The 21,608-nt window shown below is 61.8% G+C and carries 19 protein-coding genes and 1 pseudogene; 11 read left to right on the top strand and 9 right to left on the bottom strand.

Annotated elements, in window-relative coordinates:
- Positions 1 to 26: 26 nt before the first annotated feature.
- The gene (locus KFO72_RS02435; protein ID WP_225031308.1) at positions 27 to 1,655 is read right to left on the bottom strand and encodes an aldehyde dehydrogenase family protein; all 1,629 of its coding nucleotides are present in this window, start codon (positions 1,653 to 1,655) and stop codon (positions 27 to 29) included.
- Positions 1,656 to 1,747: 92 nt separating this feature from the next.
- Between KFO72_RS02435 and KFO72_RS02430 the strand changes: the two genes are divergently transcribed.
- Entirely contained in the window at positions 1,748 to 2,431 is a 684-nt protein-coding gene (locus tag KFO72_RS02430) for a TetR/AcrR family transcriptional regulator (protein ID WP_054932102.1), read from the top strand.
- A gap of 47 nt (positions 2,432 to 2,478) precedes the next feature.
- On the opposite strand, the gene KFO72_RS02425 is transcribed toward KFO72_RS02430, so the two are convergent.
- Positions 2,479 to 4,023, bottom strand: coding sequence for an acyl CoA:acetate/3-ketoacid CoA transferase (locus KFO72_RS02425; protein WP_062917926.1), 1,545 nt, complete (start codon positions 4,021 to 4,023; stop codon positions 2,479 to 2,481).
- 202 nt (positions 4,024 to 4,225) lie between these two features.
- Between KFO72_RS02425 and KFO72_RS02420 the strand changes: the two genes are divergently transcribed.
- From KFO72_RS02420 to KFO72_RS02385, 8 genes are all read left to right on the top strand, one after another.
- Positions 4,226 to 5,371, top strand: coding sequence for an acyl-CoA dehydrogenase family protein (locus KFO72_RS02420; protein WP_062917925.1), 1,146 nt, complete (start codon positions 4,226 to 4,228; stop codon positions 5,369 to 5,371).
- A complete protein-coding gene (locus tag KFO72_RS02415) occupies positions 5,368 to 6,147 on the top strand; it encodes a 3-ketoacyl-ACP reductase (protein WP_062917924.1) in 780 nt (259 codons plus the stop codon). Before KFO72_RS02420 ends, KFO72_RS02415 begins: the two co-directional genes overlap by 4 nt.
- A gap of 7 nt (positions 6,148 to 6,154) precedes the next feature.
- On the top strand, positions 6,155 to 7,324 hold the full coding sequence (locus KFO72_RS02410) for a dihydrodipicolinate synthase family protein (RefSeq protein WP_225031307.1): 1,170 nt from the start codon (positions 6,155 to 6,157) through the stop codon (positions 7,322 to 7,324).
- Between the two features lie 2 nt (positions 7,325 to 7,326).
- The gene (locus KFO72_RS42395) at positions 7,327 to 7,746 is read left to right on the top strand and encodes a Dabb family protein (protein WP_082433897.1); all 420 of its coding nucleotides are present in this window, start codon (positions 7,327 to 7,329) and stop codon (positions 7,744 to 7,746) included.
- Positions 7,661 to 8,512 carry a sugar phosphate isomerase/epimerase family protein gene (locus KFO72_RS02400; RefSeq protein WP_225031306.1) on the top strand — a complete coding sequence of 284 codons (852 nt, stop codon included), beginning with the start codon at positions 7,661 to 7,663 and terminating at the stop codon, positions 8,510 to 8,512. The genes KFO72_RS42395 and KFO72_RS02400 overlap by 86 nt, the downstream gene beginning before the upstream one ends.
- Entirely contained in the window at positions 8,466 to 9,524 is a 1,059-nt protein-coding gene (locus tag KFO72_RS02395; protein WP_225031305.1) for a Gfo/Idh/MocA family protein, read from the top strand. Before KFO72_RS02400 ends, KFO72_RS02395 begins: the two co-directional genes overlap by 47 nt.
- Before the next feature lie 9 nt (positions 9,525 to 9,533).
- Positions 9,534 to 9,788: a hypothetical protein gene (locus KFO72_RS02390; RefSeq protein WP_225031304.1), complete on the top strand. Its 255-nt coding sequence runs from the start codon at positions 9,534 to 9,536 to the stop codon at positions 9,786 to 9,788.
- A 282-nt stretch (positions 9,789 to 10,070) separates the two neighbouring features.
- Positions 10,071 to 11,414 carry an alkaline phosphatase family protein gene (locus tag KFO72_RS02385; protein WP_225031303.1) on the top strand — a complete coding sequence of 448 codons (1,344 nt, stop codon included), beginning with the start codon at positions 10,071 to 10,073 and terminating at the stop codon, positions 11,412 to 11,414.
- A gap of 373 nt (positions 11,415 to 11,787) precedes the next feature.
- Here KFO72_RS02385 and KFO72_RS02380 read toward each other — a convergent pair.
- The 3 genes and pseudogenes from KFO72_RS02380 to KFO72_RS02370 all read right to left on the bottom strand — a co-directional run.
- A pseudogene (locus KFO72_RS02380) lies at positions 11,788 to 12,348 on the bottom strand (methyl-accepting chemotaxis protein); the annotation flags it as partial.
- A 77-nt stretch (positions 12,349 to 12,425) separates the two neighbouring features.
- Positions 12,426 to 13,811, bottom strand: coding sequence for an MFS transporter (locus KFO72_RS02375; protein WP_176053486.1), 1,386 nt, complete (start codon positions 13,809 to 13,811; stop codon positions 12,426 to 12,428).
- Between the two features lie 89 nt (positions 13,812 to 13,900).
- Positions 13,901 to 15,067 (bottom strand): M24 family metallopeptidase, encoded by a 1,167-nt coding sequence (locus tag KFO72_RS02370; RefSeq protein ID WP_176053487.1) that lies wholly within the window; start codon positions 15,065 to 15,067, stop codon positions 13,901 to 13,903.
- A 187-nt stretch (positions 15,068 to 15,254) separates the two neighbouring features.
- On the opposite strand from KFO72_RS02370, the gene KFO72_RS02365 reads away from it, so the two are divergent.
- Entirely contained in the window at positions 15,255 to 16,250 is a 996-nt protein-coding gene (locus tag KFO72_RS02365) for a LysR substrate-binding domain-containing protein (protein ID WP_060607907.1), read from the top strand.
- A gap of 16 nt (positions 16,251 to 16,266) precedes the next feature.
- Here the strand turns inward: KFO72_RS02365 and iolB are convergent, their stop codons facing one another.
- The 4 genes from iolB to KFO72_RS02345 form a co-directional block, all read right to left on the bottom strand.
- Positions 16,267 to 17,097 carry a 5-deoxy-glucuronate isomerase gene (gene iolB / locus KFO72_RS02360; RefSeq protein WP_225031302.1) on the bottom strand — a complete coding sequence of 277 codons (831 nt, stop codon included), beginning with the start codon at positions 17,095 to 17,097 and terminating at the stop codon, positions 16,267 to 16,269.
- Positions 17,098 to 17,166: 69 nt separating this feature from the next.
- Positions 17,167 to 18,645: a mannitol dehydrogenase family protein gene (locus tag KFO72_RS02355; protein ID WP_225031301.1), complete on the bottom strand. Its 1,479-nt coding sequence runs from the start codon at positions 18,643 to 18,645 to the stop codon at positions 17,167 to 17,169.
- Positions 18,632 to 19,690 (bottom strand): mannonate dehydratase, encoded by a 1,059-nt coding sequence (gene uxuA, locus KFO72_RS02350; protein ID WP_225031300.1) that lies wholly within the window; start codon positions 19,688 to 19,690, stop codon positions 18,632 to 18,634. The genes KFO72_RS02355 and uxuA overlap by 14 nt, the downstream gene beginning before the upstream one ends.
- Before the next feature lie 301 nt (positions 19,691 to 19,991).
- On the bottom strand, positions 19,992 to 20,273 hold the full coding sequence (locus KFO72_RS02345) for a hypothetical protein (RefSeq protein WP_225031299.1): 282 nt from the start codon (positions 20,271 to 20,273) through the stop codon (positions 19,992 to 19,994).
- Positions 20,274 to 20,774: 501 nt separating this feature from the next.
- Here KFO72_RS02345 and KFO72_RS02340 point away from each other — a divergent pair.
- Positions 20,775 to 21,410 (top strand): SDR family oxidoreductase, encoded by a 636-nt coding sequence (locus KFO72_RS02340; RefSeq protein WP_225031298.1) that lies wholly within the window; start codon positions 20,775 to 20,777, stop codon positions 21,408 to 21,410.
- Positions 21,411 to 21,608: the final 198 nt, after the last annotated feature.

Here is a 21,608-nt window from a genome sequence, read left to right as displayed (position 1 = left end):
GTGACCGCTTTCGTAAAAAAATGGCCTTACGCGATCCAGCGTGGCCGGTTGCCGAGTTGCACATGCACGGACTTGAGCTCCGTGTATTCCTCGACACCATAGCGACCTGTCTCGCGACCGATGCCCGATTGCTTGACACCGCCGATAGGCAGTTCAGGACCGCCCGTGATCGTGCAGTTGATCCAGATGCGCCCGGCCTGCACCTCGCGCAAGCTCTTGAACGCGCCTTGCAGGTCGCGAGTCCAGATGCTTGCCGCGAGGCCGTACGGCACGCCATTCGCCAACTGGATGGCCTGCTCGAAGGTATCGAAGGCGGTAACCGAGAGCACCGGCCCGAAAATCTCTTCCTGGGCGAGCGCGCTGCCAGGTTGCACGTTGCGGAACATCGTCGGCTGGATGAAGTAGCGCTCGCCTTCGTTGCTAGAAGTGCCGCCGCAGACGAGTTGCGCACCATCGCGCTTGCCGGCGTCGATGAAGCCGCGAATCTTGTCGAACTGCCGCGCTTCGACGATGGCGCCGACGTGGTTGGACGCGTCGAGCGGATCGCCGACACGCACCTTTCCTAGTACAGCCTTCACGCGCTCGACGAGTTCCTGCTCAACCGAACGGTGAACAACGAGCCGGCTGCCCGACACGCAGCACTGACCCGCGTTGAACGCGATACCGAAGGCGATGGCATCGGCAGCGTCGTCGAGATCGGCGTCGGCGAACACGATCTGCGGATTCTTGCCGCCCAGTTCCAGCCCGACCTTTTTCATGTTGCCGCCAGCGGCCGTGAGCACCGAGCGGCCCACGGGCGTCGAGCCGGTGAACGAAATCATGTCGACGTCCATGTGTTCCGCGAGCGCCTGGCCGACCACCGAACCGAGCCCCGTCACCACGTTGACCACGCCATCGGGCAAGCCGGCCTCGGTGAGCAGCGCGGCGAGCTTGAGCGTCGTGGTCGACGTCAGTTCCGCCGGCTTGACGACCACCGTGCATCCCGCAGCCAACGCAAACGGCAGACGTTCCGAAAGAATGAAGAAAGGGAAATTCCACGGCGTAACGATGCCCACCACGCCGACCGGTTGCCGCACCACCAGACCGAACATGTCGGGGCCGAGCGTATCGTGCGAGTCGCCATGCACGACGCGGGCAAGCCCCGCCGCATATTCCCAGATCCCCGCCGCCGCAGTGACTTCGCCGCGTGACTGGCCGATGGGCTTGCCGCTTTCGAGCGTCTCGAGATACGCCAGCGTCTCTACGTTGTCGCGAATCAGTTGCGCCGCTTTCAGCAGCACCGCTGCACGCGCCTCGCCCGACAGCCGCGACCAGCGGCCGTCGTCGAATGCGCGACGCGCGGCGGTGACGGCAACGTCCAGGTCCCGCTTCGACGCCCGCGTCGTGGCCGTCACCGGCACGCCATGCCCGGGGCTCTTACGCGTTACCCACTCGTTATCTGCGCCCGAATAGTTCTTGCCGTCGATGAACATCGGCGTACGCACCAGTTCGGACGGTAAGCGCAGCGAGGCTGCCAGTTCACCCAGATCCTTCATTCCTGCCTCCAATATGTGCAATTCTTTACGGCGCCGCTCGAAACCATGATGCGTCGAGGGCAGTGCCGTCGCCATGCCGCTGGCCTGAAGCGTGATGTTGTTGGCCCAATTCTGCACCATCCAGTTACTTCCTGACAACTCGCTTTTTGGTTTATAGTCACCGTCATTAGGCCCCTGTAAGGGCGCTCCCACCCTACTTCGTTACGACCCATATGACCGCTGCCACCACGCCCCAACGACGCGCATCGAAGCCCGCAGAAACGGTTGTTACGCGCCAGCCCCGGCAGCGCGACCCGGAGGTTACCCGGGCCAACATTCTCGAAGCCGCGAAGAAAGAATTCGCGAAGCTCGGCCTGGCCGGTGCGCGCGTCGAAGCCATTGCAACGCGCTCCAAAGCCAACAAGCGGATGATCTATCACTACTTCGGCAGCAAGGAGGAACTCTTCGTCGCGGTACTCGAAGATGCCTACGCCGACATCCGTTCCGCCGAACTGAAACTCAACCTCGACCATCTTTCGCCGGAAGACGCGCTCGTTGCCCTTACCACGCATACCTGGAACTACTACCTGCGAAACCCCGAGTTCATGACGCTCGTGAACAGCGAAAATCTTCATAAAGCACGCCACGTCAAGAAGTCTCAGCGGTTTCACGATCTGCACCAGGGGTTTATCTCCATGTTGCAGCGCATCCTCGATCGCGGCGTCGAAGCGGGCGTGTTCCGGTCGGGTGTCGACGCACGACAACTGCACATCACGATGGCCGCTATCGGCTACTACTACCTGACGAACCGCTTCACAAGCGGTGTGATCTTCGACATCGACTTCATGGACAAGGCGGCGCTGAAAAGCCGTCTCGAGTTCAACATCGAGACCATTCTGCGAATCGTGCGCCCGTGAAAGCCCGAGCGCGCGGAGTCCGCAGTTGCCCTTCGCGCGCCCTGACATCACGCCACCTTTGCATGTGTCGGAAACACGTTCTGCGTCGAACGCACGAGCAATGCTTCATCGACGAGCGGCCGGAAAGCCATGCGCGCCAGCACGTCGCGCTCGACATCGACCCCTTCCGCAACCTCGATCAGACGCACGCCGTCTGCCTCCAGGCGAAACACCGCACGCTCCGTCACATACAGCACTTCCTGATTGCTAAGGCGCGCCTGCTCGCCGCTGAACGTGATGTGCTGCACGCGATCGACCAGTTTGGGCACGCTGCCCGGCGACACGATGTTCAGACGCGCGCCCGCCTGTTCGACCGCTAGTCCCTTCGCTTCAAAGCTTCCGCAAAACACGATCTTGCGCGCGCCCTGCGTGATATCGATAAAGCCGCCAGGACCCACGACCGTCGAACCCAGCTTGGACACATTGATGTTGCCCTCGCCGTCCATTTCGCCCATGCCAAGGAAAGAGACGTCGACGCCGCCGCCGCTGTAGAAATCGAACTGGTCGACGCTCGACAGGATCGCGTCCGCATTGCGTGCCGTGCCGAACATCGGGCCGTCGAGCATCGCGCCGTTGTGGATGCCCTGTTCGACCGATCCCCAGAACGTGCCGAGCCGCCCGTGTTCCGCCAGCAAGGCGGGGATGCCGCCTGGAATGCCGAAGCCGAAGTTCGCCGACTGCCCGGCGCGCAATTCCTTCGCCGCCCGCGCAGCGATGATGCGGCGGATGCCTGTTGGCACTTCGTAGAAGCCCGCGCCGATTGGACATAGCGCTTCGCCGCTGAGCGCCGGATCGTAGTCCGACACCACGCATTGCACCTGCTCGGGGGTTTCGACGAGCGCATCAACGAGGATGCCGGGAATACGAACGAGGCGCGCGGGCACATATCCTTCGGGCTCACGCTCTTTCACCTGCACGATGACGCGACCGCCGCAGTTGTGGGCCGCGAGCGCTGCCGCATAGACGTCCAGGTCGGCCGGTTCGCGGCGCAGCGTGACGTTGCCACTCCCGTCCGCCGAGGAGCCGCGCACGATGGCGAAATCGACCTTGAACGGCTTGTAACGCAGGTACTCGCGTCCATCGAGCGTAATCAGTTCGACCATGTCTTCAGTCGCGCGCTCGTTGATCTTCCCGCCATCAATACGCGGATCGATGAAGGTGCGCAGGCCCACATGCGTGACGAGGCCAGGGCGCCCCGCGCCGATTTCCCGCAGCAGCGTAGAGATCGCGCCAGCCGGAAAGCTGTACGCCTCGAAAGCGTTTTCCTTCGCGAGCTTCTGCATCGATGGCGCCCAACTCCAGTGCCCACCGATCACACGCTTGACCATGCCTGCATGAGCAAAGCGTCCCAGGCCACTGCCCCGCGCGTCGCCGATACCCAGCGCATGCACGACCGTCAGATCGCGCGGATGCCCGGTCTCGAGGAAACGCTGCTCGAGCTTCGCAAGCACGGCGTCCGCTTCTAGCAGACCGCCTCCCGAACCCGCCAGCGCGATCGTCGCGCCGTCGAAAATCTGCTCGACCGCATCAGCAGCCTCCTTCCACTTGCTCACTGCTCCCTCCTTTCAGATCGGCCGCAAAACCCGTTGACAGCGGCGTTTCGTTGGTCTTAAATAACCCACCAGATGGTTACTTGTTGCCAATGTTGGCACACGAAACATCTGATTTCAAGGGCTATTGCGCGGCGCTCGGGTTTACCTGCACTGACCCGCTGCATCGCAACAATCAGGTATGACGATTACAGATGGAGACGACATGAAGCTCTCAGAAACGCATGAGCAGATCCGCGACATGACACGACGCTTTTCGCAGGAAGTGATACGCCCACTAGCCGAGGAACTGGACCGTGAGGAGCGATTCCCCGCGGAGATTTACAGGCAGATGGGTGAACTCGGCCTGTTCGGCATTACAGTGCCCGAGGAATTTGGCGGCGCCGGGCTCGACGTCACCGCTTACGCGCTTGTGATGGAAGAGCTGTCGCGCGGTTACGCGTCGGTTGCTGACCAGTGCGGCCTGCTCGAACTGGTCGGCACGCTCCTGAGCATTCACGGCACCGACGAACAGCGCGCGAAGTTCATGGAGCCCTTGTTGCGCGCTGCGCTCCGGCCGGCTTACTGCATTACCGAATCGGACGCCGGTACCGACGTGTCGGGCATCCGCACCACCGCGACGCGCACTGCCGACGGATGGGAACTCAGCGGCGCCAAGCTCTGGATTCACAACGCGCCGGTTGCGGACCTGGCGTTCGTGCTCGCCCGCACCGATCCGGCGGCCGGCAAGCGCGGCATGAGCATCTTCATCGTCGATTGCCATCTGGCGGGTGTATCGAAAGGTCCTAAAGAACACAAGATGGGGCAGCGTGCGTCGCAAGTCGGCGAACTGCATTTCGACCGCGTCAAACTCCCGCACGACGCCCTGCTCGGACAGGAAGGCCGCGGCTTTCACATCATGATGAGCGTGCTCGACAAGGGCCGCGTCGGCATCGCCGCGCTGGCTGTCGGCATCGCGCAGGCCGGTCTCGAAGCGGCGCTGGAGTATGCGCAGACGCGCAAGCAGTTCGGCAGTCACATCGCCGAGTTTCAGGGTGTCCAGTGGATGCTCGCCGATATGGCGAAGGATATTCGGGCCGCACGGCTGCTCGTGCACGACGCGGCTGAACGCCTTGAGACGGGCGACCGCGCAAGCATCGCCTGCTCGATGGCCAAGTGCTTCGCGGGCGACACGGCTGTCAAGCACAGCGCCAACGCAGTGCAGATCTTTGGCGGCAGTGGCTACATTCGCGGCTACGAAGTCGAACGGCTCTATCGCGACGCGAAGATCACGCAGATCTACGAAGGCACGAACCAGATCCAGCGCACGATCATCGCCCGCGATCTGATTGCCAATGGAGCATCGGTATGAGCGACCGTCCTGTTGCACTCGTCACGGGCAGTCGACGCGGCATCGGGCGGGCGATTGCAATCGAGCTCGGCCGCGCAGGGTTCGACCTTGCGCTCACTGACGCTGTTGCCTCCGACGAACTGGATCAGGCCGTTGCCGAAGTCGAACAGACAGGCGCCCGTGCGATTGCCGTCGTATCCGATCTTGCCGATATCGACTCGCACCCATCCACGCTGGTCGATATCGAAGCACGGCTCGGCGGTTCGATCGATTGCCTCGTGAACAACGCGGGCGTATCGGTGATGTCGAGAGGCGACCTGCTCGATGTATCGCCTGAGAGCTTCGACCGTTGCATCGCCGTGAACACGCGCGGCACGTTCTTCCTCACCCAGGCGTTCGCGAAGCACTTCCTCGCGCGCTCCCGGCCCAGTATCGCGCCGCATCCGAGCGTCATCACGATCACGTCGTCGAATGCGGTCGCGGCCTCGCCATTGCGCAGCGAATACTGCGTGTCGAAGGCGGGTCTGTCGATGGCGACCACGCTGTTTTCATTGCGGCTCGCCGAGCACGGCGTGAGCGTCTATGAAGTTCAGCCCGGTCTGATCGAAACGGAGATGACCGCCCCCTCCCGCGCACGCTACGACGTGCAGATAGAGCAAGGCCTCACGGCCATCAAGCGCTGGGGCGTGCCTCAGGAGGTTGCGACCACTGTGCGCACGCTGGCGACGGGCGGACTGCCCTATAGCGTTGGACAGGCTATCCGTGTCGACGGCGGCCTGCTCGTGACCAAATACTGACACGCATATGAACCTGACACTCAAACTGCCGACCGCGTCCGGCACGATGGATACCTACCGCCTGCAAGGCACGCCGCTCGATGTTCGCGCACCTGCCCGGCCGTTCAACCGCATTGCCTATTCGGCCGCCCACGTGGTGGCCGATCCACTCCGCGCCGGCGAACTCAATGAAGCGCCTGCAATCGATTGGGAACGCACACTCGAATATCGCCGCTACCTGCTCAAGCAAGGGCTCGGCATTGCTGAAGCGATGGATACTGCACAACGCGGCATGGGTCTGCCCTGGCACGCCGCGCTTGAGCTGATCACCCGCACAATTGAAGGCACGCGCGATATCCCCGGCGCGTTGATCGCGTCCGGCTGCGGCACGGATCACGTTGCACCGAATTCGATTACGAACTGCGACGAGGTGATCCGCGCATACGCAGAGCAGCTCGAAGCCATTCAACGCGTCGGCGGACGCGTCATCCTGATGGCGAGCCGCGCACTGGCCCGCGTGGCCCGCTCCCCGGACGACTATCGGCGTGTCTATCGCGAAGTGCTGGCCATGTGCGACGAGCCGGTGATTCTTCATTGGCTCGGCGAGATGTTCGATCCTGAACTTGCTGGCTACTGGGGAGCGTCGGATTACGAGAGCGCGGCGCAGGTCTGCCTTGGTGTGATCGGCGACAGCGTCGATCGCGTCGACGGCATCAAGATATCGTTGCTCGACGACACCAAGGAGATCTCCTTTCGCCGGCAATTGCCGCCCGCAGTCAAGATGTACACGGGCGACGATTTCAATTACCCCAGCCTGATCGCCGGCGACGACGCGGGATATTCGCATGCGCTGCTCGGCATCTTCGACGCGATCGCTCCCGCCGCATCGCAAGCCCTGGCCGCGCTCGCTGGCAACGATCTCGACACGTTCAACGCGGTGCTCGCACCGACAGTGCCGCTGTCGCGCCACATCTTCCGGGCGCCGACGCAGTACTACAAAACAGGCGTCGTCTTCCTCGCGTATCTGAATGGATTTCAGGATCACTTCTTCATGCTCGGCGGTCACCATGGCATGCGCCCACCCGCCTATCTCGCGGACGTATTCCGCCTCGCGGACCAGGCTGGCCTGCTCCGCGATCCTGAAGACGCCGTCGCGCGTGCGCACGCGGTCATGGCATCGCTTGGCTGTAGAGACTGACCATGACCCACTCAAACGGGCCCGTGCGACACATCGTGCTATGCCGATTCCGCAGTGAAGTGGCGGCGCACAGTCGCCTCGCCTTCTTCGAGCAGATCAGGCGGCTTGTGGAAATACCTGAGATCGCATTTACGAACTTTCAATGCGGACCAAACATCTCGCCAGAAGGATACGGTCTGAACCTTGCCGATGGCTTCATGATGGATTTCGAAAGCCGCGACGAGTGTTTTAACTACCTCGCGCATCCGACTCATCGCGCGATCGTTGCGCGGCTCATCGAAGCACTGGAAGGCGGCGTTCATGGACTGCTCGTCTTCGATATCAATCTGGACAATCATGAGAAACCTGAAAGGAAGACTCGACCTCTGCTCCATCAACACCGCAACGCTCGGGCACCGCGAATCGCTCAGCCGCACGATTGACCGGATCGCCAGCGCGGGATTCGGCGGCATTGCGCCATGGCGTCATGAAGTGGAGAAAGCGAACGTTGCCGGGATCGCGAAGCAGATCAAGGCGCTCGATCTGACCGTCACCGGCTATTGCCGTTCGACATACTTGCCGGCTGCGACGCGAGCGCAGTTCAAAGCGAACATCGATGACAACAAGTCTGCCCTGCGCGATGCTGCAACGCTCGGCGCACGGTGCTTCGTGATGGTGATCGGCGGCTTGCCTGAAGGGAGCCGCGATTTGAGCGGAGCGCGCGCGCAGGCCTCCGATGGCATCGAGGAGTTGCTGGAAACGGCACGCGAGTTCAATGTCCCGCTCGCGCTCGAACCGCTCCATCCTATGTATGCGGCAGACCGGGCAGTGCTCAACACGCTCGCGCAGGCACTCGACATATGCGACGCGCTCGATCCCGAACGCTCTGGCTTTCTCGGGGTGGCTGTCGACGCTTACCACTGCTGGTGGGACCCCGCGTTGCAGGCGTCGCTCGCGGCGGCTGGCCGCAGCGAGCGGATTCTCGCGTTCCATGTATGCGACTGGCTGCGCGAAACGCGCGACCTGCTGCTCGACCGCGGCATGATGGGCGACGGCGTCGTCGACCTATCGGCACTGCGTGAAGGCGTCGAACACAATGGATACGATGGGTTGGTCGAGGTCGAGATATTTTCGAAAGAGAACTGGTGGCGTCGGGACGCGGATGAGGTACTTCGCGTCTGCGCGGAGCGGCTTCAGACGGTGTGTTAATGAACCTGACCAATTACGGGAGGAGACAGCCATGAGGGACATGATCCGCTGGGGCGTGCTCGGTGCCGCCAGAATCGCCGACAATTTCGTCGTGCCCGCAATCGAGCGATCGAGCAACGGCCGCGCAGTCTGCGTAGCTGCCCGCGATGGCGCGCGTGCCGCAGCGTTCGCGGCGAAGCACGGCATAGCTGCCTCGTGCGTGAATTACGAGGAAGTCATTGCGAGCAAAGAAGTCGATGCCGTGTATATCCCGTTGCCGACGGCCAGTCACTTCGAGTGGTGCAAAAAGGCACTTCTCGCGGGCAAGCACGTGCTGTGCGAGAAGCCAATCGCGATGAACGCCGCTCAGGTTCAGGAACTCATCGCGCTTCGCGATGCGACCGGACTCGTCTGCGCCGAAGCGTTCATGGTGGCGCATCATCCGCAATGGGCGTTCGTGCGCGATCGGATCGCGGACGGTTCGCTCGGCAATCTCGAACTCGTGGAAGGCTCGTTCACGTATTTCAACGACGACCCCGCAGCCCTCAAGAACGACCTCGCGCTTGGCGGCGGTGGCGTGCGAGACATTGGTGTCTACCCAGTCGTGACAACACGTATCGCAACCGGCCTTGAACCGCTCTCGGTGCGTGCCGACATTACCATCGACCCGCGCTATGGCACCGACAAGCTTGCAATCTGCGCGTTGGACTTTCCGGGCTTTCGACTGAACTTCTACTGCGGAACGCAGCTTGCGCGGCGCCAACACATGGTGTTCCATGGTTCCAAAGGCTGGCTTTCCCTGGACGCGCCATTCAATGCGGGCGTTTATGCCGACGCGAAAATCAGACTGCGTACCGATGCCAGCGGCGTTGTCGAAACGTTCGATTTCGGCGGTGTGGATCAGTATCAGTTGATGGTCGAGAATTTCGGCTCTGTCCTGCTTGAACGCAGTGATTCGATCGCATTCACTCTGGAAAACTCGCTTGGAAACCAGCTTGTCATCGACCAGATCCTGTCGCATGCGACCCGTTAGGCACCCGCAATGAAACTCGCTTCACAAACAATCGATATGCATCGCCTTCGCGAGGCTCGCACACTGGCCGCCGCATGCGCCAACGCCGAGGACGCCTCTGTATGGCGATGGTTCTCCGCATTGATGGAGAGTGGAAAAATCCGCTGGTGCCTGCGGGACAAACAATGGCTTGTCACGGTGAACCATCGCCATGTGGCAACCGCCTCGTCTTTCGATGAAGCAATTCGGACGGCCAAAGCGCGATCGGGTTTTACGCACATGTAACACAACACGTCGCGCGACTCACGGCGACGCACTTGATCGTTGCGCATCACAGAGCTGGAACGCCTCCGCACGCCATTTCCACTTTGACCGGGACCACGCCGCATCGAGCCTATTCCTCATTGCGTTTTCGCGTAATCCACATATAAATATACAAGTTTCAGTCGGCCAAGCTCAAGAATAATTGGGGCGAAGTCGAATTGAACAAAAACGGCCTGGGTTCCATTCCAGGTCGGCTGCGCGCCGACCTGGAAGGCGCAGGGCAATAACATTCCGAGGTCAGACATGGCGGCAATACAGCACGTTTTCGTTCTCATGCTTGAGAACCGTTCTTATGACAGTGTGTTCGGGTGGTCCAACCTGACAGGCAAAACACCGACGGGCGAGGCAACAACCGCCAACGGACTGCCCTCCACTCCCATCGTCAACTTCGGAAGAACCGGGACTTCGTACACTTTGGGTAAGGGAGCTCCGTACGCCCTCGGCTTCGACCCCGGTCACGAATTCACAGACGCCTGCGTTCAGCTGTGTGGGCTGCAGGTCGCCAGCGGAGATACGGTGCGGAATGACTCTTTCGTGTGCGGCGTCACTGGCTATCCGCCCTTTGCAACGGACACTTCAACGACAGGCTTTGCCGCGACTTATGAGGACCATTCGGACATAGTGCGGGATGCCTTCAACGCGTTCACACCTGACCAGCTTCCGGTCCTGAATTTCCTGGCCAGCCAGTTCGGGGTGTGCGACAACTGGTTTGCCTCGATGCCGGGCCCGACGTGGCCAAATCGGTTTTTTGCGGTGGCCGGAACCTCGTCTGGACTCGACCACTCGCCAAGCGACGCGCAGGTGGTGGAAGCCATCTTCTTCAACGCGCCACTCTTCACGTTTCCGAATGGCACGGTTTTCTCAAAGCTACAGGCGTCGGACTGGCTTATCGTGCAGGGCGACGTCGCGCAGGCGCGCGGCATCCACGGGATGCAAAACCTCCTTAACCGGTTCGTCGGGATGGATACGCTCATGTCTCGGCTCGCCAATAACGCATTGACCGAGAAATTCATCTACATCGAACCGACGTACGATGCGAAGAACGACTTCCGCAACGGCAACTCGATGCATCCCGCCGGAGATGTCCGCAGCGGAGAAGCGCTGGTGAAGCAGGTGTACGACGCTATCAGCAAGTCGAGCCTCTGGCCCAACAGCGTGCTGCTAATCGTCTTTGATGAGCACGGCGGCTTCTTTGACCATGTGACACCTCCCATTGCCGAACCGCCCGGCTCGGCCGAGAACGGTCACCTGAAGACACACAACTTCGGCTTTGACAGGCTGGGTGTACGTGTACCTGCTATTGTGGTCTCCCCCTTCGTTCCGGCCGGGACCATTGACCATTCGCAGTATGACCACACGTCGATTCTGAAGACGACGGACAAGCTGCTCGGTCTCAACGGGGAGCTCAATTTGACCGCGCGTGTGAGCGCTGCGGACGACTTCGCAAAGATGCTGAGTCTTGCGACACCCCGCACTGACATCCCACAATGTCCTCAACCCGTCGCGGCGGGCGGTGAACCGAGACCATCGAGCGAAGGCTCACCGCGAGCAAAAGACCCATTCCTGCCGCTATACGCACACCACTAGCACAGGCGCACCTGTATCTGCCTCAAGCGACGGGCCTTGAGCCCGTCGCTGAGATGGACGGCCTCTGCGGGAGCAGTTCGCGGTGCCTGGCGTGACGAGACTCGCTCGAACCTGGTTGCGCTCGAGTGTTTGGGCATTCTCTTCAACGATGCTGGTCAATTACGTGCTGACGGATAATCGCTCAATCTCAGCCGAACCGGTCGCAACGGGTGATTGGCCGAAACGAAGTCATCCCGTCTGGACATCGTGAACATCGACCCGGTATGGCCGTCCACTCCGCGCATCGCTTCAGCCTCAGTGTTGTCCGATGCTTCGTGTCAACGCTTACCCCTCCCGTGCGGATGACGTGCGCGAGAGGTATTTCAACAGCCTGCTAGAGGCGAAACACCGCGACCGTTTCCTTCAACTGCCCCGCCTGTTGCTCGAGCAACTGCGCCGCTGCCGCCGCCTGCTCGACCAGTGTGGCATTCTGTTGAGTCGCCGTATCCATCTGCGCTACCGCGAGAGCGACCTGTTCAATACCTGAGCTTTGCTCGGAAGAAGCGGCCGATATCTCGCCCATGATATCGGCCACGCGCTTCACACTGGTGAGGATTGCCTGCATGCGGCCGCCTGCCTGGTTCACCAGCGCGCCTCCGGCCTGCACTTTTTCGCTCGACGTCTCGATCAGTTCCTTGATTTCCTTGGCCGCCGACGACGAGCGCTGCGCCAGCGTTCGCACTTCGGAGGCCACCACCGCGAATCCGCGCCCCTGCTCACCTGCACGCGCGGCTTCGACAGCCGCATTGAGGGCAAGGATATTGGTCTGAAACGCAATGCCTTCGATGATCGCGATTATGTCGCCGATGCGCGCAGAACTTTGATCGATCTCGGCCATTGTCGCTACCACCCCCTCGACCGCAGTGCTGCCATGGTGGGCCGTTTCCGTGGCGCTGGTATCCGATCCGCGCTTGGCCTTGGCTGGCCGATCGGCCAGGTCAAGCGCGGCATGGCAACCGGATCGATTTGCGCTCAGCGCGTCAAAGGATGCGGCGAGTGCGCGGAAGCACGCGCGCCCAGCGCTGCGGCCGCTTCATCTTCCGGCTCTGCGGACAGATCCCGCCTGAAAGTCTCCGCGAGGAAAAACGCACACACAAGACTCAGCACCCCCGTTGCCGCGATATAGATCGAAATAGGCAGCGTCTGGCCATACGTAGCGAAAAGATAGGTGGCGATCAATGGTGTCGGTCCTGACGTGATGATGCCGGCGATCTGATACGGCAGCGACGCCCCCGTATAGCGCACCCGCGTACCGAACAGTTCCGCGAACCACGTCGATTGCACGCCGTACACCGATGCCTGGCTCAACGCGATACCGCAGGCGTACGCCACGAAAATCAAGGTCGGATTGCGTGTCTCGAGCAACGGAAAGAAGGCGAATCCATAAATCGCGACGAACACCGCGCCGAGCATGAACACGGTCCGGCGTCCGATCACGTCCGACAGTTTGCCGAACAGCGGCAGCGTGATCAGCGCAAACGCGCAGCCCACAATGATGGCGTTCAGCAGTAGCCCACGCGACAAGCCGAGCCGCGTCGTTCCATACACCAGCACGAACACGTTGATGACGTTGAAGGTGATGTCGACCGCGAAGCGCGTGCCGATCGTCAGCACGAGGTCTTTCGGATGCCGGCGCAGCAATTCGATCAGCGGCGCCTTCACGACCTGCCTGCTCGCCTTGATCTGTTCGAATACCGGTGACTCCATGACGCGCAGGCGGATGAACAGGCCGATCGCGATCAGCGCGACGCTCAGCAGGAACGGCAGGCGCCAGCCCCATGAAAAGAACGCGTCCGACGGCATACTCGACACGGCTTTGAACACCGCGGTCGAGAGCATCAGCCCGAGCGGCACGCCCAATTGCGGAAACGCGCCGAAAAAGCCCCGCTTCCTGGCGGGCGCCGTTTCCACCACCATCAGCACCGCGCCGCCCCATTCGCCGCCGACGCCGAGCCCTTGCATGAAGCGCATCGCCACCAGCAGAATCGGCGCCCACACGCCAATCGAGGCGTAGGTGGGCAGCAGGCCGATCACGAAGGTGCTGACGCCCATGATCGTCAGCGTCGCGACGAGCGTCGCCTTACGTCCGATACGATCGCCAAAGTGCCCGAAAAACACGGCGCCGAAAGGCCGCGCGAGATAGCCGACCGCAAAACTGCCGAACGCCGCGATGGTGCCGACCACGGGATCGAACGAGGGGAAAAACAGCTTGGCGAAAACCAGCGCGGAAGCGGTGGCATAGAGAAAAAAGTCGTACCACTCGATGGCGGTCCCGACCACCGAAGCGACCAGCACACGGTTGACGGCCGACCGGCTGATAACAGGCGCGTTGCCGGACGATACAGGCGATGTATTCATGTCTCCTCCCTTCTCTGGGAATCTATGTCTTGAACTGCTGGGTGCGGGCGGCGCAGATTCGGCGGCACGTTACGGTTAATTCGCTGCGCTCACCAGTGCAGTTCCATCGGGAACTGGTCGAGCGTTTCGACGCCGCCCGAGGTCAACCGCACGATCCGTTCCGTGCGCAAACCGCCGACGTTCGGCACCGTGATCGTCGCCTTCAGGGTGAAGACCATGTTTTCCTGCAGCACGGTCCTGTTGCCCGGCCCGATCCAGGGTGCTTCTTCTTCGGGGTCCATGCCGGTGCCGTGACCGGTGCCATGGCCGCGCGCTTCGCTCGAGTATTGCTCGTAGTTCGACTTCACCAGCGCCTGCTGGATCACCGCGTTCAGTTCCATGGCCGCCATGCCGGGACGCGCGGCGGCAAGCCCCGCTTCGACTGCGCGCGCCGCTGCCGCGACGATCGCCGTCTTCTCGGGACTCGCCGGACCGTAAGTGAAACCGCGTCCGCCATCGGCGACGTAGCCACGATAACGGGCGCCGATGTCGGTCATGATCAGGTCGCCCGGCTGCAGGATACGGTCGGTGGGACGCGCCAGGTTATACGCGGAGCGCGGACCGGATTGCACCATCGAATCGAACGCGGTCCGCTCCGCTCCTCCCGCGAGCATCGCGCGGTCCGCGATGAGAGCGAGTTCACGCTCGGTGTAGGGGCGGCCGTCGGCGAGCGCGTCGCGAATCGCGGCCATCGCCGAATCGGTCAAGGCGGCCGCTTTGCGCATCAGCGCCACTTCGGCGTCGCTCTTGATCGCCTTGATTTCGGCCAGCACCATCGTGGGCTCGAGCTTCAGTTTGCCGAGACCGGCATTCAGGCGCTGCAGCAAATCCGCGGGAATATAGGCGGCGCCGGCGAGGCCGACCGTACCGCTGCCGTGCCGCGCGGAAAACGCCTGCACCTGTTGCGTGACTTCACGCAGGCTACGCACCTCGAAGGCGGTCACGCTCGTCGCGTAGTCGAAGCATTGATCCGACACGAACAGCACGGGGTCGCCATCCACGGACAGCAGCAGGATCGCGTTGGCAATGTCTGATACGCCGTCGAGCGGACGGAACTCGGTGAAGTAGCTGATGTTCGCGCCACGCCAGCAATCGCCGAAAGCAAGCAGGCCGACCAGGCCCGCCTTGTCGAGTGCGCTGCGGACCTTGGCGACGCGACCGAGGAACTCGTCGGTAGTGATGCCTTCCGGCGGGATGTTTGCGGTACGGATGTTCATTGCCTTTTCGTCTCCTGTGCGGCTGCATGCTCGGATGCTGGATGCAGCCCGTTCTCGATGCCCATGATGGGAAACCGGTCGCCTTGGAATGCAGGACGTCCTCTGCATAGTAGAATCGATAGATATGCTTTTATAATGAAAAATAACGAAAAATCTATATCAATACGGAATACATGGAGACGACATCTTGACCTCGGCAATGCATCCTGACGACGGCACGGCTGCCATCGCGACGGGCCGCTTCGACCCCACGCGTCTGAAGACACGCCAATTGGCCCTGATCGTTCATCTCGACACTCATCGCTCGGTATTGCGCGCGGCAGACGCCGCGCACATGACCCAGCCAGCGGCGACCAAGTTGCTGCGGGAACTGGAAGAGACGATGGGTGTGCCGTTGTTCGAACGGCATCCGCGCGGTGTCGAGCCCAACTGGTACGGCGAGGTGCTGATCCGCCATGCGCGCAGCGTGCTGGCGGAGTTGCGGCACGCGTACGACGAAGTATCCGCGCTCAAAGCCGGCTTGACCGGGCAGGCGATGATCGGCACCGAGGTCACGGCCGCCACCAACCTCGTGCCGAAGGCCGTCGCGCTACTCAAGAAGCGCTTTCCGCAGATTCGCATCAGCATCGAGATGGAGTTCAGCGAGGTGCTGGTGCAGCGTTTGCAGGAAGGCAAGCTGGATATGATCGTCGCGCGAATCCGCAATCCAGACGATCTCGCGGAACTGCACTACGCCCCGCTGGCGGAAGCACAGCACGGGCTATTCGCACGCGCTGGCCATCCGCTCGGCAAGCGCAAGAGTCTGAGCTGGAACGAACTGGCGCCGCAAACGTGGATCCTGCCACCCAAAGGCAACGTGATGCGCAATCAGTTCACGCAACTTTTTCTCGAACGGCAGCTCGCGTTGCCGACGGATGTGGTCGAGAGCTCGTCCCTGCCTGTCATCACGAGTCTGCTGCAGATGAGCGATATGATCGCGCCGCTTGCGCGCGAGCCGGTGCGGCCGTATTGCATTGCCGGCGCGCTCGAACCGCTACCGTTCGAACTCCATCTGAAGCTCGGACCGGCCGGCATCGTCACACGGCGCGGCGACAGGCTCTCACCGGGCGCGCGGGCGATGCTGCAAGCGCTGCGCGAGGCCGCCGGATTCGACACCCAAGGCCCCGACGCCGACAGCGACTGACATGCCGCGCCCGGACTCAGCGTGCGCCGTCCACCGCAACGCTTGCGCCGGGCTGTAGCAACCACTCATGCGCCGGTTCGTTGTGTACGTGCCAGGCGCGGCGCGGACCCGCCATCACATTCAAATAGTAGAGGTCGTAGCCGTGCGCCGCGGCAACCGGGTGATAGCCGCGCGGCACCAGCACGACGTGCTTGTCGTACGCCGCGAGCGTTTCGTCGAGAGTGCGGTCGTCGGTGTAGACGCGCTGAATCGCGAAGCCCTGCGGCGGCGAGACGCGGTGGTAATAGGTTTCCTCGAGATAGGTCTGCTGTTCGCCATGGTCGGTATCGTGCCGATGCGGCGGGTAGCTCGACCAGTTGCCTGCGGGCGTCACCGATTCCACGACCAGCAAGCCCTCCGCCGGCTCGGTTTCCGGCAGGATGTGGCGTACGTGACGCAGGTTGGCGCCCGCGCCGCGGGTTTCCTGCTTGACCTCCTCAGGTGCAATGAAGCGCGGCGGCAGACCGCCCTTCGCGGGCGCTGAGCAGATGCCGAGTTCGACGTCGTCTGTCGCCACGATCGTGTAGCGCGTGTGCGGCGGCACATACATGGACCACGGCGCGCCATCGAACGGCGTCATCCGTGCGCCGATCGCGCGACTCGCGAGCCCTTCGCAACCGACCATCGCGTGGCCCTTAACGAGTACGACTACGACTTCGCGATCACCCGTCTCCCGCGTGACCGTGGCGCCGACCTTAAGGTCGAAAACGTCGAAGCCGACGTATTTCCAGCCGGCGCTCGCTGGCGTGACGTGGATGATCTGGCCGTCTTCGGCATGCGTCGACGGTTTGACGAGCAGGTCGCTCATGTCTTCCTCCAATTATTCAGGTTTGCCAAGCGGCAGAACTGGGCGGTCGCGGCTGACACGTGGATGGCCTCAAGCGACCAAAGCGCCCATCGCTTTGACGACGCCTTGTTTGCGAATCGCTTCCAGATGGCGTGCGACTTGCGAGACAAATCGCGTATGTGCACGCAGATCGCATCCGAAAATCGACTCGATTTCGAACAGTGTTCGTACCGCATCAACGGCATCCGCGTGCAAGGTCGCGCGGACCGCTTCCGTCAGTGTGTCGGCGAGGGGATCCGCGATCGCGTAATTGCGCCCTGTCTCGTCCTGACCGCTGAGGTACGCGATCCAGCCGGCCAGCGCAAAGGCAAGACGTTCGGTCGGCGCGCCCCTTTTCAGGTTGGCGCGCACGCTTTCCAACCAGCGTTGCGGCAACTTCTGCGAGCCGTCGGTCGCGATCTGCTGCAAGCGGTGATCGAGCGCGGTGTTGCGAAAACGCGTGAACAGTTCAGCGCGATAGCTGGCCAAAGCGGGTCGCGACAGCGTCGGCTCCACCTCGTCGCGCAACATGCTTTCGACAAAATTCAGCACCGCAGGCGCGCCGATCGCCTGATCGACCGTGCCATAGCCAATCAGCGACCCGAGGTACGCGAGCGCCGAATGCGCACCATTCAACATCCGCAATTTAGCCTGCTCGTAGGGACGCGCGTCACGCACGAGCATCGCGCCTGCGCCCTCCCACGCCGGCCGCGGTCCTGCGAAGCGGTCCTCGATCACCCATTGCGAGAACGGCTCGGTCATCACCGGCCAGGCGTCGTCGGCGCCGAGTTGCTTCGCGACGCGCGCGCGATCGGCGTCGGTGGTGAGTGGCACAATCCGGTCCACCATCGTGTTGGGAAATGCGCCCTCTTGCTCGATCCAGTCGGCCAGCACGGCATCCGTTTGGCGCGCGAACGCCAGCGTCAACGCGCGCATGGTGTCGCCGTTGGACGGCAGGTTGTCGCACGACAGCACGGTGAACGGGCCCAGACCTGCCGCGCGGCGCAGCGCCAGCGCGCGTACGACGAAGCCGATCGCGCTACGCGGCGCGGCGGCCTCGCGCAGATCATGGGCAATGTCGGGATGATCGAACTGCAACGCGCCGTTGGCCGGATTGCGGCAATAGCCCTTCTCGGTGATCGTCAAGCTGACGATATGGCAGCGCGGATCGGTCATCGCATCGAGCACGGCGGCGGGCGACTGCGGCGCGACCAGCGAGGCGATCAGCGCACCGATCACCTGGAACGAATCAGCGGCGCCGTCGCGCACATCCAAGGCATACAGGAGATCCTGCGGAGTAAGCGCCTCCGACGTGTCCGCCCTTCGCAACGACACGCCGACGATGCCCCAGCGGTGATCGCCAGCGCGCAACGCGTGCTCCGTGTACACGGCCTGGTGCGCGCGATGAAACGCCCCGAGGCCCAGATGGACGATGCCTGGTGCAAGGCTCGCGCGATCGTAGGCGGGAACGACGACTTCGCCAGCAGCGCGCGTCGCGAGCGATGCCAGGGCTGCATTACTCAGCCGCATGATCGGCCGGATGTTTTGCGAGACCTTCCCAGATGCCGTTCAGATACACCGCACCGAGCGCTCTGTCGAACAGCCCATAGCCCGCGCGGCCCGTTTCGCCCCAGATCATTCGCCCATGGTCCGGCCGTGCATAGCCTTCAAAGCCGGTTTCGAAATAGGCTTTGACGATCTCCGCCATGTCGAGCGAGCCGTCGGCCGAGCGATGCGAGGTCTCATGAAAATCGCCCGACGCATCGGCTTTCACGTTACGCAGGTGCGCAAAATGAATCCGGCCACGCGCGCCGAACTCGCGTACCAGTGCCGGAATATCGTTCTGCAGGTCCGCGCCCAGCGACCCCGAACACAGCGTCAGGCCGTTGGCCGGATCGTCGACGATAGCGAGCACGCGCTGCAGGTCCGCGCGATTCTTCACGATGCGCGGCAGCCCGAAAATCGGCCGCGGTGGATCGTCGGGGTGGATCGCCATTTTGACGCCTGCTTCTTTGGCGACTGGAATGATCGCGCGCAGGAAGTAGTCGAGGTTGGCCCAAAGACCGGCTTCGTCAAGCGCTTCGTAGTCGTGCAACAGGGCTTTCAATTGCTCGGGCCGATAGCTCGCGTCCCAGCCGGGCAGCTGGATACCGTCGCTGACGTCGAGTTCGCGGATCGCTTGCGTGTCGAACGCGAGCGTCGTCGATCCATCAGGCAGGGGCATTTCCAGCGAGGTGCGGGTCCAGTCGAAAACCGGCATGAAGTTGTAGCAAACCACCTTCACACCGCAGGCGCCGAGGGTACGTAGTGTCTGGCCGTAGTTGGCGATGAGCGTGTCGCGCGTCGGTTTGCCGAGCTTGATGTCCTCGTGCACCGGCACGCTTTCGATCACCTCCAGCGTCAGGCCGTGAGCCTCTATCTTCTCTTTCAGCGACAGGATCCTGTCGATCGGCCAGACCTCGCCCACAGGCACGTCATAGATCGCTGAGACGACTCCGACCATCCCCGGAATCTGACGGATGTAAGCGAGCGGCACGGGGTCGGTGTCGCCATACCAGCGAAAGGTCATTTTCACGTTCGAGTCTCCTCCGCACGCTCGCTGCGCCTTCGACGACGCTGCGTATCATGGATTGGTTGGTTCGGCCCTTCCGCGTTGGTCCAGCGCGGCGACGCCGCGCACGGACGCCATCAGCCTGTCGGGTTTATGCTTGAGGGGCAGTCAGGAGTCTCCATGCTAGCGGCGATCGCCATGCCTTTACAATGAAGAATAATGGCTCATCTATATGATTATGGAATACATGGCACTGCAAGCGCGCCGCCCGTCTGCAGTCAGAACACTGCGCGCGACTCCTTCAGTTCGCCGACTTCCTTTCGCTCTAAGCCAACAGCGGCAGTGCTACATATGCAGATGGCTCGCAGGCTTCTGGTGCAAATAGGTAAACCGGCTGAGAGATTCCGTATAAGCAGGATACCTTATCAAGCAGACAGGACGGTATTTCATACGGCGGGCGCAGCGGCATCCCTCGTTCAGCCATCAACTTGACGAGCTCGCGCAGGCCGAGCTTGTAGCCCAGATACCAGCGCATACAAAAAGTCATCGCGTCACGGTCAAAATGACGTCCGGCGACCAGACCGTCCAGACTCATCAGCTTGTTCATCGCCAGTTCCCAAATCGGGAAGTCCGAGCGCTAACCGATTCGTTGATCGCTATTTGCACCGTCCCCTCCGAGCGACGGGATTAAGTCGAGGGTGAAGGGGCGGCACTTTTCCAGTTTCTGTCAAAACGTGTCGAAATCTTGCTTCATCGCGAGCCACCTGAATTACTGAATCGGTTAGAAGGAAGGTCTTCGCGGTAACACCGCGCCACGTGCCCACGATGCCGTCCAGTCGAGGCCTCGCGTGCGGTCGCGAGTGAGCAGAATCTCGAAATAACTACGCACGAGCCGGGAAGAGATGACCGTTAGCAAACTGTACTGTCGACGTTTGGCACTACACAGAAGACTGCGCCGACGGCAACCAGAGAAACCCGGTGACGAAGAGTAGCGGTTGCGCCCGCCGTTGCGACTTGCCCCAAGCTGATGGATACAGAAGACTTTCGCGTTCTGATACTAGACTGTGAAAACACGCTACAACGCACGCATCCTTCCAGGAGAAATGTCATGAGCACTCTATTGATTGGCGCAAGCGGGAGAACGGGTCGGCTAGTAGCCGAAAAATTGCATGCCTCCGCCATCCCGTTCCGTCCGTTGATACGCAACGCGGCAAAAAGCGATGCTTTCGAGCGGTTCGGCGTGCGACCGCTCATTGCCGACCTGTCTGGCGATTTCTCGCATGTATTCAACGGTATCCATACTGTCATTTATGCCGCCGGCTCGGCTGAAACCGAGGGCGCGGAGCACGAACGCCTGATCGACCGCGACTCGATCATCAAGTCGGTCGATTACGCAAAGCAAAGCGGCGCGGGCCTTTTTGTCGTTGTCAGTGCATTGCTTGCGTACGCGCCGGAACGCTCGCCGCAAGCACTGCAACACTACGCGCAAATGAAACGCGAATCGGACGACTACGTGATTGCTAGCGGGCTGGATTACCTTGTGCTACGCCCCGGCACGCTCACAATGGAGCCGGGGGTCGGAACCATCCAGGTCGTGTCGGATGTCGACTCTGCGGGCGACCCGGTGGCGCGTGAAGATGTGGCCGAAGTCCTTCTCGATGCGCTCAAGGCGCGCCTGGTGAACAAGGTAATTGGTTTTGTCGGAGGAGACGTGCCTATTGGAGATGCGTTAGCCGGCGTGTAGCCCTGCGACCCGATCACGGCATCAAATCCGCTTTCTCGAACGCTTACCGCTGCACCTCAACTGACTGCTCCGTTGCATGCCCGGTGACAAGCACTCGATTACGCTTCCGTAACGTGCGTGCGTCAAGCCAGAGAAACTGGTGCGAGTGACATCACCTGGAAGATGCGCTGAAATAAGCGAAGATCACCTATTGCAGGC

Origin of the sequence: Paraburkholderia sp. XV, from assembly GCF_020177535.1 — a bacterium.
Taxonomy (GTDB): Bacteria; Pseudomonadota; Gammaproteobacteria; order Burkholderiales; family Burkholderiaceae; genus Paraburkholderia; species Paraburkholderia caribensis.
This window is presented reverse-complemented; position numbering and strand designations above follow the sequence as displayed.

Bases quoted from the DNA above. Each gene is read 5' to 3' on its own strand.
- KFO72_RS42395 (WP_082433897.1), top strand. From the start codon at position 7,327: ATGACCCACTCAAACGGGCCCGTGCGACACATCGTGCTATGCCGATTC.
- KFO72_RS02395 (WP_225031305.1), top strand. From the start codon at position 8,466: ATGAGGTACTTCGCGTCTGCGCGGAGCGGCTTCAGACGGTGTGTTAAT.
- KFO72_RS02385 (WP_225031303.1), top strand. From the start codon at position 10,071: ATGGCGGCAATACAGCACGTTTTCGTTCTCATGCTTGAGAACCGTTCT.
- KFO72_RS02435 (WP_225031308.1), bottom strand. From the start codon at position 1,655: ATGGTGCAGAATTGGGCCAACAACATCACGCTTCAGGCCAGCGGCATG.
- KFO72_RS02415 (WP_062917924.1), top strand. From the start codon at position 5,368: ATGAGCGACCGTCCTGTTGCACTCGTCACGGGCAGTCGACGCGGCATC.
- KFO72_RS02410 (WP_225031307.1), top strand. From the start codon at position 6,155: ATGAACCTGACACTCAAACTGCCGACCGCGTCCGGCACGATGGATACC.
- KFO72_RS02420 (WP_062917925.1), top strand. From the start codon at position 4,226: ATGAAGCTCTCAGAAACGCATGAGCAGATCCGCGACATGACACGACGC.
- KFO72_RS02390 (WP_225031304.1), top strand. From the start codon at position 9,534: ATGAAACTCGCTTCACAAACAATCGATATGCATCGCCTTCGCGAGGCT.
- KFO72_RS02370 (WP_176053487.1), bottom strand. From the start codon at position 15,067: ATGAACATCCGTACCGCAAACATCCCGCCGGAAGGCATCACTACCGAC.
- KFO72_RS02400 (WP_225031306.1), top strand. From the start codon at position 7,661: ATGAGAAACCTGAAAGGAAGACTCGACCTCTGCTCCATCAACACCGCA.
- KFO72_RS02430 (WP_054932102.1), top strand. From the start codon at position 1,748: ATGACCGCTGCCACCACGCCCCAACGACGCGCATCGAAGCCCGCAGAA.
- iolB (WP_225031302.1), bottom strand. From the start codon at position 17,097: ATGAGCGACCTGCTCGTCAAACCGTCGACGCATGCCGAAGACGGCCAG.
- KFO72_RS02375 (WP_176053486.1), bottom strand. From the start codon at position 13,811: ATGAATACATCGCCTGTATCGTCCGGCAACGCGCCTGTTATCAGCCGG.
- KFO72_RS02345 (WP_225031299.1), bottom strand. From the start codon at position 20,273: ATGAACAAGCTGATGAGTCTGGACGGTCTGGTCGCCGGACGTCATTTT.
- KFO72_RS02340 (WP_225031298.1), top strand. From the start codon at position 20,775: ATGAGCACTCTATTGATTGGCGCAAGCGGGAGAACGGGTCGGCTAGTA.
- KFO72_RS02355 (WP_225031301.1), bottom strand. From the start codon at position 18,645: ATGCGGCTGAGTAATGCAGCCCTGGCATCGCTCGCGACGCGCGCTGCT.